This is a genomic window from Lelliottia sp. 7254-16 (assembly GCF_002922995.1).
Classification (GTDB): Bacteria; Pseudomonadota; Gammaproteobacteria; order Enterobacterales; family Enterobacteriaceae; genus Enterobacter; species Enterobacter jeotgali.
Genome location: NZ_PQVS01000017.1, coordinates 1 through 13,718, shown reverse-complemented (window position 1 = coordinate 13,718; position 13,718 = coordinate 1). Strand labels below are relative to the sequence as shown.

Sequence of the window (13,718 nt, the reverse complement as noted above, 5' to 3'; positions counted from 1 at the left end):
ACTGATCTCACGCGCTTTTTACACTGAAAAAGCTATACTGCACTAAATTAGTGCACCCAACTCCAGGAGACTGCTTAATGGCAACTGGCACGCTGCCCGATGCTGGGCAGATCCTCAATTCTTTAATCAACAGTATCTTACTGGTCGACGATGAGCTGGCGGTGCATTACGCCAACCCTGCGGCACAGCAATTGCTCGCCCAAAGCTCGCGTAAATTATTTGGTACACCGCTCCCGGAACTGTTGAGTTATTTTTCGCTGAATATTGCGCTGATGCAGGAGAGTTTAGCCGCCGGACAGGGCTTTACCGACAACGAAGTCACCCTGGTCATCGACGGACGTTCGCATATTCTCTCGCTAACAGCACAGCGCCTGCCGGACGGATTAATTTTACTGGAAATGGCACCGATGGATAATCTCCGTCGACTCAGCCAGGAGCAGCTCCAGCACGCTCAGCAAATCGCGGCCCGCGATCTGGTACGTGGCCTTGCCCATGAAATTAAAAACCCCCTGGGTGGCCTGCGGGGCGCCGCACAGCTGTTAACCAAAGCGCTGCCCGACCCGGCACTTGCCGAATACACCAACGTCATCATTGAACAGGCCGATCGCCTGCGCAATCTGGTGGATCGCCTGCTGGGCCCGCAACAGCCGGGTATGCACGTCACGGAAAGCATCCACAAAGTGGCTGAGCGCGTCGTGAAGCTGGTATCGATGGAGCTACCGTCCAACGTGACGCTGATTCGAGACTACGATCCGAGCCTGCCGGAATTGCCACACGATCCCGATCAGATTGAACAGGTTCTATTGAACGTTGTACGAAATGCTCTGCAGGCGCTTGGCGCTGAAGGCGGGCAAATCATTCTGCGCACACGCACCGCGTTCCAACTGACGCTGCATGGCGTGCGCTATCGCCTCGCCGCACGAATCGACGTTGAAGATAACGGGCCGGGTATTCCTTCGCATCTGCAGGACACACTGTTTTACCCGATGGTCAGCGGGCGCGAAGGCGGAACCGGGCTGGGCTTATCCATTGCCCGTAATTTGATCGACCAACACTCCGGCAAAATTGAATTTACCAGTTGGCCGGGTCATACCGAGTTTTCGGTTTACCTGCCAATAAAAAAATAAGGTGACGACGATGCAACGAGGGATAGTCTGGGTAGTCGATGATGATAGCTCCATCCGCTGGGTGCTTGAACGCGCGCTCACGGGCGCAGGGTTAAACTGCACCACCTTTGAAAGCGGCAGCGAAGTGCTTGATGCGCTCATCACCAAAACTCCGGACGTGCTGCTTTCAGATATTCGGATGCCGGGCATGGACGGGCTTGCGCTGTTAAAGCAAATCAAGCAACGCCATCCGATGCTTCCGGTCATCATAATGACCGCTCACTCTGACCTGGATGCCGCCGTCAGCGCCTATCAACAGGGCGCATTTGATTATCTTCCAAAACCTTTTGATATTGATGAAGCCGTCGCCCTGGTGGAACGTGCGATCAGCCATTATCAGGAACAGCAACAGCCGCGCAACGCACCGGTGTTTGGCCCGACAACCGATATCATTGGCGAAGCGCCCGCGATGCAGGATGTCTTTCGCATCATCGGTCGTCTGTCGCGTTCGTCCATCAGCGTACTGATCAACGGTGAATCAGGGACCGGTAAAGAGCTGGTCGCTCACGCGCTGCATCGCCACAGCCCACGCGCAAAAGCCCCGTTTATCGCCCTGAATATGGCCGCTATCCCGAAAGATTTGATCGAGTCGGAGCTGTTTGGTCATGAAAAAGGCGCGTTTACTGGCGCGAATACCATTCGCCAGGGCCGCTTCGAACAGGCTGACGGCGGGACACTTTTCCTCGATGAAATCGGTGATATGCCGATGGATGTGCAAACGCGTCTGCTACGTGTTCTTGCCGATGGGCAGTTTTATCGCGTCGGCGGCTATGCGCCGGTGAAAGTCGATGTGCGCATTATCGCCGCAACCCACCAGAATCTGGAGCAGCGCGTGCAGGAAGGTAAGTTCCGTGAGGACTTATTCCACCGCCTGAACGTGATTCGCGTTCATCTCCCGCCGCTGCGTGAACGTCGGGAAGATATTCCTCGTCTGGCGCGTCACTTCCTGCAGGTGGCCGCTCGCGAACTGGGCGTCGAAGCCAAATTGCTGCACCCGGAAACGGATGCAGCGCTGACGCGTCTGGCCTGGCCGGGCAACGTGCGTCAGCTGGAAAACACCTGCCGCTGGCTGACGGTGATGGCGGCCGGTCAGGAGGTGTTGATTCAGGATCTGCCCAGCGAATTGTTTGAAGCCACCGCACCAGAAAGCAGTACCGGACAGTCGTTACCCGATAGCTGGGCGACGCTGCTGGCACAGTGGGCGGATCGCGCGCTGCGTTCCGGTCATCAAAACCTGCTTTCCGAAGCGCAACCTGAAATGGAGCGCACTTTGCTGACAACGGCATTGCGTCATACGCAGGGGCACAAACAGGAAGCGGCTCGCTTGTTAGGCTGGGGTCGAAACACCCTGACGCGGAAGTTGAAAGAATTAGGGATGGAATAACGCCTGATGGCGCTGCGCTTATCAGGCCTACGTATTGTCAGCCAGGTCAGCGCAGCACCACCGGGAAATTTTAGATCACGCGAGAGAATTGCTGCAGTCGCGCTTTCTGGCGCAAATAGGCGTCGAAACACATGCAGATATTACGAATCAATAAGCGTCCTTTCGGCGTCACCTGAATCGCCTTATCCGTCACCTCCACCAGCCCGTCTTTCGCCAGCGGCGCAAGCAGCTTCAGATCTTCAGCAAAGTAGTCGGTAAAGGTGAGTTTCCACTGGGACTCGACGTCCGCAAAATCGAGGCGGAAGTTGCAGATCAGCGCCTTAATGACATCCCGACGAATGCAGTCATCGCGCGTTAACGCAATACCGCGCCACAGAGCGTTGCCGGTTTCATCCACCTGCTGATAATACTGCTTCAGTTCTTTTTGATTCTGCGCGTAACAGTCGCCAATCATGCTGATCGCCGACACGCCCATCCCCAGTAAATCCGTATCACCCTGAGTGGTATAACCCTGGAAATTACGATGCAACACGCCTTCACGCTGGGCAATCGCCAGCTCGTCATCAGGGCGGGCAAAGTGGTCCATGCCGATAAACTGGTAGCCAGCTTGTGTCAGAGAAGTGATGGTTTCCTGCAAGATATCCAGCTTTTGCTGCGCAGAGGGCAGGTCAGCATCTTTGATTTTGCGCTGGGCGGCAAACAGCGTCGGCAGGTGCGCGTAGTTAAAAACGCTCAGGCGGTCAGGATTCAGCTCAGCCACGCGTTTCAGCGTGAAGGCGAAGCTTTCCGGCGTTTGCTTAGGGAGGCCATAAATCAGGTCGATATTCGTGGAAGTAAATCCAATTTCACGTGCGTGATTCAGCAACGCAAAAATAAATTCCTCGTCCTGCTCGCGATTGACCAGGCGCTGAACTTCTTTGTTAAAGTCCTGAACGCCCATGCTCAGGCGGTTAAAGCCCTCGGCACGCAGGTGATCGAGAACATCCAGCTCTATTTCACGCGGATCGATTTCAATAGAAATTTCGGCATCGGCATCAAAACGGAAATTAGCGCGCAGCAAGCTCATCAGACGGTTGATTTGCACTTTGTTGAGATAGGTTGGCGTACCGCCGCCCCAGTGAAGCTGACTCACGTTGCGGCCAGCCACCAGCGGTGCACGGTGCAGGATTTCCTGCTCTAACGCATCCAGATACTGATCGGCTTTGTGCTGCTGACGAGTAACGATTTTATTGCAGCCGCAGAAATAGCAGAGCTTATGACAGAAAGGAATGTGAACATAGAGCGAAAGCGGGCGCTCAGGATAACGCGCAACCGCCTGCAAAAAATCAGCCTCGCCGAAGGATTCAGAGAACTCCAGCGCGGTCGGGTATGAGGTATAACGCGGCCCGGAATAGTTATATTTCTGGATCAGGGCCAGATCCCAGTCGATGCTTGGTACAGACATGCTCACTCCTTCCGTTGGTGTCGCGTTCGTATACGGCGGCCCGTTTTAACCCCATTGCGGGCTAAAACTCGGGTGCGCAGCCACTTCTGTCGCCGCGACAACCGCCGTAGTTTAACGAATAACCACACCAGATAACATATAACCGGAAGGGTTATAAGGAGGACTATTGAGCCCGCCGGGTGCAAATGTTAGTTTCCACCTTTCAGCAGACGCATCATATCGTCCTGCTTTTCTTCTTCTTCGTCTTCATCATCGTCGTAGGAGAGACCGAGCTGCTGCATCAGTTCATCGATACGATCCAGTTTGGCATCTACCCATTTCTGCTCTTCAGCATTCAGGGATTCGCCTGCCTCAAGGCGTTCCAGCAGCGCGTCCAGGCGCTCATCATTTTCCAGCATATCCAGCTCAGCCTGCGGTGAAAGCATAGGTTTCTCGCTCTTCTTCGGTTTTTGCTGCTTGGTAACCGGGGTGTCTGTCACGCCCAGTGGAACAGGAGTTTTGCTCCCGATACGCGGATCTTTTAGTTTAGATTGTTGCGCGGCAGAACCGGATGCATTGCTACCGGTCGCACGGCTACCCGAAGCATGACCACTGTGCTTTTTCGCACGTTTGCGATCGCGAGCTTCCTGATTCAGTTCTTCACGGGTTTTGCGGTGCGCTTTTGCCGGGCGTTTAGCGCCCGCTGTGGATGTCGGTTTTTTCATGATGCCTTGTCTTTAAGCCGTTTTCTTCAGTATAGAATTGCGGCGAAATCTAGCAGAAAGCAAGCAAAGAAAAAAGGCGACAGAGCAATCTGTCGCCTTTTTTCCTGACTCTCAACCCTTAACGGGTCAAACATTCCGTGTTTGCCAACAACTCGCCCTGTTTATCCTTTAGCGGATACCGTCCGTGATACGGTTCCTTTTCCCTTTTAAACGCCTCCAGGCGTGTACCATCCCTTGTGGTCCTGAGTCTTCGCCTCCTGGCGCTCCTGACCCTCTTCCTTAAGTCTTTATCCTGTTGGCATCCTCGCCGTGGGTGCTACTTTACCTTTTTCAGTGCGTCAGACAAGCCGCTAAATAGTCCAAAATAGAACTTTCGGATAATTCCAGATAATCAACCAACTGATTTTAAATGCTTTGTGTTTTTTTCCGTATGAGGATCCTCTTAAATCTCCCATAGCGATGATGGCCGATGTCTTACAATGCCAATGGTTTTAATCTTGCCCAGGAGCGAAGTGAAAAGCCTTTTGTCTGCATTCAGGTATACTCCCCTTCAGAATAAGATTTTAGGAGACGACCCCGTGACTAACTGGAACTACCAACAGACGCATTTTGTCACCAGTGCGCCTGATATTCGCCACTTACCGCCCGATACGGGTATTGAAGTGGCATTTGCTGGCCGCTCCAATGCGGGTAAATCCAGCGCCCTGAATACGCTCACTAACCAGAAAAGCCTGGCGCGTACCTCAAAAACACCTGGTCGTACTCAGCTGATCAACCTTTTCGAAGTCGCCGAAGGCAAACGCCTGGTGGATTTACCGGGATACGGTTATGCAGAAGTGCCAGAAGAGGTAAAAATCAAATGGCAGCGTGCGCTGGGTGAGTACCTTGAAAAACGCCAGTGCCTGAAAGGTCTGGTTGTGCTCATGGATATCCGCCATCCGCTTAAAGATCTCGATCAACAGATGATCCACTGGGGTGTGGCGAGCGAAATCCCGGTGCTGGTGCTGCTGACCAAAGCCGATAAACTGGCGAGTGGGGCGCGTAAAGCACAGCTGAAAATGGTGCGGGATGCGGCTGTAGAATTTGGCGGTGATGTGCAGATCGAAACGTTTTCATCCCTGAAAAAGCAGGGCGTGGATGTACTGCGTCACAAGCTCGACAGCTGGTATAACGGCATAGAACCCGCGACAGAAGCGGAAGAGTAATAAAAAAGCGCGGCGATGACCGCGCTTTTTTTTGGTCCAAATATTTTCTTTGCCGCAATAAAAAACGCCCCAGTCATTACTGACTGGGGCGGCTAAAATATTCAGCCAAATCCGATTACGTGAAGTAAAAGGTCTGAAAGATAGAACATCTTACCTCTGTACCCTACATCGATAACTCTACTCTTTTTTTATCGCTGGACAAAGCACTTTTTGTAGTTTTTTTTCACTCTTTACATAGGTAAATCTAATGATTGTCACAAAAAGCGGGCTGTTATGTTGCTTACTTACATAATCAGCCGCTTTGTCGTCTAACCCTTAGTGAGCCTGATCCCAGTTCACCCCACTCCCCACTTCCACCAGCAATGGCACATCTAATTTCATGCTGCTTTCCATCAGTTCATGGATCTTTTTCGAGACGGCTTCCAGATCATCCTTGTGCACTTCAAACACCAGTTCATCGTGAACCTGCATGATCATTTTTACGCGTGGTTTGTCGTTTTCCAGCCACGCATCAACCGCAATCATGGCGCGCTTGATAATATCCGCAGCTGTCCCCTGCATCGGGGCGTTGATTGCCGCACGTTCCGCGCCAGCACGGCGAGCCGCATTGCTGGACGTAATATCAGGCAGATACAAACGACGGCCATCCAACGTTTCAACGTAGCCTTTTTCCTTCGCCTGGGCGCGAGTGCGTTCCATGTATTCCAGAACGCCAGGATAACGCTCGAAGTAGAGATCCATGTACTTCTGCGACTCTTTACGCGGAATATTGAGCTGACGGGAGAGGCCAAAAGCGCTCATGCCGTAAATCAGGCCGAAGTTGATCGCCTTCGCGCTGCGGCGCTGTTCGCCAGTGACACTCTCTAACGGCAAACCAAAGACTTCAGCTGCAGTCGCGCGGTGAATGTCTTTTCCTTCAGCAAACGCGGTCAACAAACCTTTGTCACGTGACAGGTGCGCCATGATGCGCAGTTCGATTTGCGAGTAGTCGGCAGAGACAATCAGGTAGTCATTCGGGGCAATAAAGGCCTGACGAATACGACGCCCTTCTTCATTACGCACCGGAATGTTTTGCAGGTTTGGATCGGTTGATGACAATCGTCCTGTCGCGGCAACCGCCTGATGATAAGAAGTATGAACGCGACCGGTTTTTGGGTTGATCATCAGCGGCAGCTTATCGGTGTACGTCGATTTAAGCTTCGCGAGACCACGGTATTCCAGAATGACTTTGGGCAGCGGGTAATCCAGCGCCAGTTCTTCCAGCACCTCTTCAGACGTCGATGGTGCGCCGCCCGGGGTTTTCTTCAGCGGTTTAATACCCTGTTTTTCAAACAGAATCGTTTGCAGCTGTTTGGTCGACGCCAGGTTGAAGGGCTCGCCAGCAATATCGTGTGCTTTAAGTTCCAGCTCGTTCAGACGCAGGGCAATCTCTTCCGAATGCTTGTGCAGAACGGCTGGATCGATTTTAACCCCGTTGCGCTCAATACGCGACAGCACAGGCACCAGCGGCATTTCGACATTCTCGAAAATGTTCAGCGGCCCTTCCTGCTTTTGCAGTTTCGGGTACATTTTCAGGTGCAATTGCAGCGTCACGTCAGCATCTTCAGCCGCGTAGCGACCCGCTTCTTCCAGGGCAATTTGGTTAAACGTCAGCTGGTTTTTTCCTTTCCCGGCAATTTCTTCAAAGGTGACGGTTTTATGTTTCAGCCAACGATCGGAAAGCGAATCCATATCATGACGGCCCGCCACGCTGTTCAGAATGTAAGATTCCAGCATGGTGTCGTAGGCGATACCGCGCATCTCGATGCCGTAGTTCTGCAAGATGCCGCGATCGTACTTCAGGTTTTGCCCCACCTTGAGCGCTTTGTCATCTTCCAGCAGCGGTTTGAGCAGCTCAAGCACGCGGTCACGGGAGATTTGGTCCGGCGCGTCCAGATAGTCATGCGCGACAGGAACATAGGCGGCGATACCCGGCTCTGTGGCAAAGGACAGTCCGACCATATTGGCAGAGATGTTATCGAGGCTGTCGGTTTCGGTATCGAATGCGAAGACCGGTGCTTTCTTCAGTTTCTCAATCCAGGCGACGAGCTGCGCTTCTTCGAGTACCGTTTCGTAGTTTTCGAAGGAGAGCGTACTGGCTGCTTCTTCCACTTCCTCTTCGGCATCAACAACGATGGTCTCTTTTGGCTTAGCGGCAGGTTTCGCGCCTTTCGCCTGCATCCATTTCCCGGCTTCGACGTCGGTTATCCAGCGTTTAAACTCATATTGCTTAAACAGGCCGAGGAGCTCTTCTGCAACTGGCTGCTGAACTTCGAGTTGTTCGCAGGTGAGTTCCAGCTCAACGTCAGTTTTGATGGTAGCCAGCTTATAGGAAAGGTAAGCCACATCTTTATTTTGCTCGAGCTTCGCGGCCATGGTTTTGGCACCACGGAACGTCAGCCCGGCGATTTTGTCTGATTCGGCATACAGCGTATCCAATCCACCGAGTCCCTGCAGCAGCGCCTGCGCGGTTTTCTCACCTACGCCCGGCACGCCCGGAATGTTATCCGAGGAGTCACCCATCAAGGCGAGGAAGTCGATGATCAGTTCTGGTGGTACACCATATTTGGTGACGACCTCTTCCGGCCCAAGAATGGTGTTAGTCATGGTATTGATCAGGGTGATACCAGGCGTAACCAGCTGCGCCATGTCTTTATCACCCGTACTGATCAGCACCGGACGGCCCAGTTTCTCCGCTTCACGTGCCAGGGTACCGATGACGTCATCAGCTTCGACACCAGAGACCGCCAGCAACGGCAGGCCCATTGCTTTCACCATAGTGTGCAGTGGTTCAATCTGCGCGCGCAGATCGTCCGGCATTGGCGGACGATGGGATTTGTAATCCTCAAACAGCTCATCGCGGAACGTTTTACCTTTCGCATCGAATACCACGGCTGCATGGGACGGTTGATATTGAAGGATCAGGCTGCGTAGCATATTCAGCACGCCGTACATCGCGCCGGTTGGCTCTCCTGCGCTATTGGTCAGAGGAGGAAACGCATGATACGCCCGATACAGGTATGAAGAGCCGTCGACGAGAATAAGAGGGTTTTCTGGGATCTGAACCATAATGTCCGTGCCTTTAATCAATTAATGGCTAAAGGATGCCACAGAAGGATGAAAACATCAGTTTTTAGCTCGGAATACAGGAAAAGATTTTGCGATCGTCAGGATCGCTCGCAAAATCAAACTGTGGATAAGTTTGTGCATACTTTTAATTCATATGAATAATCGTGTCACTACCGGATCTTGTTTTAATTATTTATCCAATTTTATCAGTCGGTTATAAATAGATCTTGTTGACATATTTCCAATTGATGACTATTTGCTCTATGTGGATATAAGAAACGGTGAATCCTGTTTTGCAGACAAATACTCTGTTGAGGCACATTTGCCCCACCCTCTCAGAGTGAAAGCCGCCTGCTTTTATTCGTTTTCTGGTAAAATCAGCGCCCTGCGCAGCGATCTGGCCGCCAGAATCCAGCTAACTACTTGAAAAAGCTCATCATGTCGAGATTACTCGCTGCGATAACATTACTGTTAAGCATCATTTTAACCATCCTGGTGACCATCGCTTGTTCTGTTCCGATCATCATTGCCGGAATCATTAAGCTGCTATTGCCTGTTCCTGGCGTCTGGCGAGCGGTATCTGCGTTCTGCAATTTTATGATGTACTGCTGGTGTGAAGGTCTGGCGCTGTTGTTGCGTCTGAATCCGCATCTGACATGGGATATCGAAGGGCTAGAAGGCCTGAACAAGAAAAATTGGTATTTGCTGCTGTGTAATCACCATAGCTGGGCAGATATCGTGGTGTTATGCGTGCTGTTTCGCAAACATATCCCAATGAATAAATACTTTCTTAAGCAGCAACTGGCGTGGGTACCGTTTATCGGGCTGGCCTGTTGGGCTCTGGATATGCCGTTTATGAAACGCTATTCTCGCGGCTATCTTATTCGTCACCCGGAACGTCGCGGTCGAGATGTTGAAACGACGCGGCGCTCCTGCGAAAAATTCCGCGCACATCCGACGACGATCGTTAACTTCGTGGAAGGCTCACGCTTCACGGAAATGAAGCGCCAGCAAACTCGCTCCCCTTATAAAAACTTATTGCCGCCTAAAGCGGCAGGGATTGCGATGGCGCTTAATGTTCTTGGAGAGCAGTTTGATAAATTGCTGAACGTCACTCTGTGCTATCCAGAAAATGACGCAACGCCGTTCTACGATATGTTGAGCGGAAAGCTGACGCGGATCGTGGTGAGAGTAAATCTGGTGCCCGTGAATGAAGAGCTACACGGTGATTACATCAATGATAAGAATTTCAAACGTCGCTTCCAGCTGTGGCTGAATACGTTGTGGAATGATAAAGATGTGCTCATAAACGATTTAAAATCTACAAACAAAAACGCCGGTCTCTGACCGGCGTTTTCACTTTTATTTCTTCTCAACCAGATACTTCACGGTCTCGGCATACTGCTGCACGAAGATATCCATGCTGCTGGTATCCATGCCCTGCGGGTTAATCTGATATTTGCCATTAACAAACATTGCCGGAACGCCCTGCAACTGAAGATCAGCGGCAGCTTTTTCCTGCTGAGCGACCAGAGATTTCACCACGAAGCTGTTCCATGCTGCGTCGTAATCTTCACCTTTCACGCCGGCATCAACAAAAACTTTACGAATATCGGCAACGGTCTGAACGGTTTGGGTTTTCTGTACGGCTTCAAACATTGGCGCCGTCACTTGATCTTCCACGCCCAGCGCCAGAGCAACAGCCCAGGCTTGCGTCAGATCTTTACCCAAAGGACCCAGGAATTCGACATGATACTTGGTCATTTTGGTGCCTTCAGGCAGCTTTTTCTTCACGTTATCAGAAACGTGCAGAACTTCTTCAAACTGATAGCAATGAGGGCAATAGAATGAGAAGAACTCAAGCACCTGAGGCTCACCGGCGACCGGTTTTTCAAGGGTAGTAAACTGTTTGCCATCGCTGAATTGAGCAGCAGATGCGCTAAATGCCAGAATCATACCTGCCAGCGCCAGCCATATTTTTTTCATGATCAAATTTCTCCTGATGTGTCCGATTAATACATTGGCGTTAATTGTAGTGGCGGTTCCTGTAGAACCTTAACTTGCTGAATAAAGGTGGTTGTCTGGCTACGCCAGTAATCTTCCCCGGTCAACCACGGGAAGTTTTTAGGAAACGCGGGATCGTCCCAACGCCTGATTAGCCAAGCGAGATAATATACAAGTCGCATAGCTCGTAAAGGTTCAATCAGGGCGATTTCGTCTGAATTAAAGGGACTAAACTCTTCGTAGGCTTCAATGATAGTTTCAAGCTGCATTCGCTGTTCGGCTTTATCGCCATTCAGCAGCATCCACAGATCCTGAATCGCTGGCCCCATACGCGCATCGTCGAGATCGACAAATAGCGGGCCGTCGCGCCAGAGAATATTCCCGGCGTGGCAGTCACCATGAAGGCGCAGAATATCTGTTTGATCGTCCCAGCGCTCAGTTACCGCCGCAATAAGGGCATCCGTGGCTTTCAGGAAATTCGCTTTCAAGGCTTTCGGAATCAGCGTTGATGTTTCGAATACCTGGCGGGGTTCCGTCAAATATTCCTGAATCCCGATCGTAGGGCGTACGTTGAAGGCTTTTTTACGTCCCGTCTGATGGATTCGCCCCAAATAACGAGCAACCCACTCCATCTGATCGATATTATCCGCCTCAAACTGGCGGCCACCCAAGCTCGGAAAAACAGCAAAGTAATATCCTTGATGCGTGAGCAGTGACTGGTTATTAAACTGAATGGGTGCGGCCACCGGAACATCATCGTTGACCAAATCGAGAGCGAACTGATGCTCTTCCTGAATTTGCTCAGCCGACCAGCGTTGGGGCCGATAAAATTTGACGACGAAGCGCTGACGATCCTCGTCCTGGAATTGATAGACGCGGTTTTCGTAGCTGTTTAAGGGAGTTAGCCCGGAATCCACCCGAATACCCTGTTCGAAGAGGGCATCCATAATGGTATCCGGGTTTAATGTCTGGAAAGTAAAAGCCGTGTCGTTCATCCGATCATCCGGAAATTATACGAATGATTCAGGATATCATTTCACAGCGATTTCGGTGGCGCCGCTTACAAGGTTTTACTCTTTAATTATGCCACGGGCACGCAGCAGTGCAGTTTTGAAATCTTCCTCATAATCTTTCTTAATGCCCGGAATGGCCGCATCTTTATCAGAATCACGCATTTTAAGATGGTAGATCAGGATGTCATCAGAAAGGTCGGTCAGTTCACCGTCATAACCTGACTCTTTCGCCAGTTTCTGTAAAAATTGCATCAGGTTCAGTTCCGGCTCTTTTTGCCAGGCTGGCTGGAGAAGTTCGATAACTTCATTCAGACGTTTACATTTCATTGTCGTGCTCCTTTCATTGATAGGAACACGTTAGCAGGGTCAATCCCACAATAAAAGAGGCGACATTAGTGAATCAGTGCCGAGAAGTGATCGGCGTCGTTCTAGCCGGGGGAAGAGCGACGAGAATGGGCGGGAAAGATAAGGGCTTACAAGAGCTTAATGGCAAGCCATTATGGCAGCATGTTGCCGCTACGCTTAGTAATCAAGTGGAAACCATCGCTATCAGCGCTAACCGCCACATCGATATTTATCGGCAAAGCGGGAATCCGGTCTACCAGGATAACCAAGAAGATTACCTTGGTCCACTGGCCGGAATGCTGAGCGTTATGCAGCAATCTGACGAGGAATGGTTCCTCTTTTGTCCGTGTGATACGCCGTTTATCCCCTCCAGCCTTGCTGAGCGGCTGATTCATCAACGTGAAGATGCGCCCGTTGTCTGGGTTCATGACGGCGAGCGCGATCATCCAACGATTGCGCTTGTTAACCGGAAATTAATCCCTGAATTAGAAGCTTATCTGGCTGCGGGAGAACGACGAGTCATGGTGTTTATGCATCAGTCTGGCGGCCATTCCGTTGATTTTAGTGATTTGAAATCTGCTTTTATTAACGTGAACACTACTGAGGATTTGCAAATGATGCAGGGGAAAGAATGAAACCTGTTTTAGCGATTGCCGCATGGAGCGGTACCGGGAAAACCTCGCTTCTCAAAAAGTTGATCCCGGCTCTGTGTGCTAAGGGAATCCGTCCAGGATTGATTAAGCACACTCACCACAACATGGATATCGATAAGCCGGGGAAAGACAGTTACGAGCTGCGTAAAGCCGGCGCGGCGCAAACTATGGTAGCCAGCGCGCAGCGATGGGCATTAATGACGGAGACCCCCGAAACAGAAAGTTTGGATCTGAATTATCTTGTAAGCCGAATGGACCATTCAACGCTGGATCTGGTGCTGGTCGAGGGGTTTAAACATGAATTCGTGCCCAAGATTTTGCTTTTTAGAAGCGATGCGGGGCATGAGATCGATGAGTTAACCGTGGATCAGCATGTTATTGCGGTGGCCACTGACGTTTCGCTGTCGCTTGAAGTTCCAGTGCTGGATTTAAATGATACTAATGCGATCGTCGAGTTTATTCAGGCGTGGATGGCGGGGAAATAATTGAGCGGTTTTTCAGTTTTATGGCTTATTTATATAAATAACAAAAACGCAAAAAGGCCATCCTTCCGGATGGCCTCTTCACTTAATTGATGCCTGGCAGTTCCCTACTCTCACATGGGGAGACCCCACACTACCATCGGCGCTACGGCGTTTCACTTCTGAGTTCGGCATGGGGTCAGGTGGGACCACCGCGCTAAAGCCGCCAGG

The 13,718-nt window shown here is 51.2% G+C and carries 12 protein-coding genes and 1 rRNA gene; 6 read left to right on the top strand and 7 right to left on the bottom strand.

From position 1 onward, the window contains the following. Positions 1-77 precede the first annotated feature (77 nt). Together glnL and glnG are read left to right on the top strand one after the other, a co-directional pair. Complete coding sequence (gene glnL, locus C3708_RS19010; RefSeq protein ID WP_095284042.1) at positions 78-1,127, top strand: nitrogen regulation protein NR(II); 1,050 nt, start codon at positions 78-80, stop codon at positions 1,125-1,127. 10 nt (positions 1,128-1,137) lie between these two features. Then, positions 1,138-2,550, top strand: a complete 1,413-nt coding sequence (gene glnG / locus C3708_RS19005; RefSeq protein WP_095284043.1) for a nitrogen regulation protein NR(I) — start codon at positions 1,138-1,140, stop codon at positions 2,548-2,550. A gap of 70 nt (positions 2,551-2,620) precedes the next feature. Here the strand turns inward: glnG and hemN are convergent, their stop codons facing one another. Beyond that, positions 2,621-3,994: an oxygen-independent coproporphyrinogen III oxidase gene (gene hemN, locus C3708_RS19000; RefSeq protein ID WP_103949988.1), complete on the bottom strand. Its 1,374-nt coding sequence runs from the start codon at positions 3,992-3,994 to the stop codon at positions 2,621-2,623. A 188-nt stretch (positions 3,995-4,182) separates the two neighbouring features. Continuing rightward, entirely contained in the window at positions 4,183-4,698 is a 516-nt protein-coding gene (gene yihI / locus C3708_RS18990; RefSeq protein WP_103947804.1) for a Der GTPase-activating protein YihI, read from the bottom strand. A 578-nt stretch (positions 4,699-5,276) separates the two neighbouring features. Here yihI and yihA point away from each other — a divergent pair. Continuing rightward, the gene (yihA, locus tag C3708_RS18985) at positions 5,277-5,903 is read left to right on the top strand and encodes a ribosome biogenesis GTP-binding protein YihA/YsxC (protein ID WP_095284052.1); all 627 of its coding nucleotides are present in this window, start codon (positions 5,277-5,279) and stop codon (positions 5,901-5,903) included. A gap of 315 nt (positions 5,904-6,218) precedes the next feature. On the opposite strand, the gene polA is transcribed toward yihA, so the two are convergent. Then, positions 6,219-9,011: a DNA polymerase I gene (gene polA / locus C3708_RS18980; RefSeq protein ID WP_103949987.1), complete on the bottom strand. Its 2,793-nt coding sequence runs from the start codon at positions 9,009-9,011 to the stop codon at positions 6,219-6,221. 438 nt (positions 9,012-9,449) lie between these two features. Between polA and C3708_RS18975 the strand changes: the two genes are divergently transcribed. Further along, positions 9,450-10,358 (top strand): acyltransferase, encoded by a 909-nt coding sequence (locus tag C3708_RS18975; RefSeq protein ID WP_095284056.1) that lies wholly within the window; start codon positions 9,450-9,452, stop codon positions 10,356-10,358. A gap of 15 nt (positions 10,359-10,373) precedes the next feature. Here C3708_RS18975 and dsbA read toward each other — a convergent pair whose 3' ends face one another. From dsbA to C3708_RS18960, 3 genes are all read right to left on the bottom strand, one after another. After that, the gene (dsbA, locus tag C3708_RS18970) at positions 10,374-10,997 is read right to left on the bottom strand and encodes a thiol:disulfide interchange protein DsbA (RefSeq protein ID WP_095284057.1); all 624 of its coding nucleotides are present in this window, start codon (positions 10,995-10,997) and stop codon (positions 10,374-10,376) included. A 26-nt stretch (positions 10,998-11,023) separates the two neighbouring features. Further along, positions 11,024-12,010: a serine/threonine protein kinase gene (locus tag C3708_RS18965; RefSeq protein WP_103947806.1), complete on the bottom strand. Its 987-nt coding sequence runs from the start codon at positions 12,008-12,010 to the stop codon at positions 11,024-11,026. 75 nt (positions 12,011-12,085) lie between these two features. Further along, positions 12,086-12,355, bottom strand: coding sequence for a YihD family protein (locus C3708_RS18960; RefSeq protein ID WP_095284060.1), 270 nt, complete (start codon positions 12,353-12,355; stop codon positions 12,086-12,088). 68 nt (positions 12,356-12,423) lie between these two features. Between C3708_RS18960 and mobA the strand changes: the two genes are divergently transcribed. After that, positions 12,424-13,008 (top strand): molybdenum cofactor guanylyltransferase MobA, encoded by a 585-nt coding sequence (gene mobA, locus C3708_RS18955; protein ID WP_103949986.1) that lies wholly within the window; start codon positions 12,424-12,426, stop codon positions 13,006-13,008. Next, positions 13,005-13,511, top strand: coding sequence for a molybdopterin-guanine dinucleotide biosynthesis protein MobB (gene mobB / locus C3708_RS18950; RefSeq protein WP_103949985.1), 507 nt, complete (start codon positions 13,005-13,007; stop codon positions 13,509-13,511). Before mobA ends, mobB begins: the two co-directional genes overlap by 4 nt. 91 nt (positions 13,512-13,602) lie before the next feature. On the opposite strand, the gene rrf is transcribed toward mobB, so the two are convergent. Beyond that, positions 13,603-13,718, bottom strand: a 5S ribosomal RNA gene (gene rrf, locus C3708_RS18945).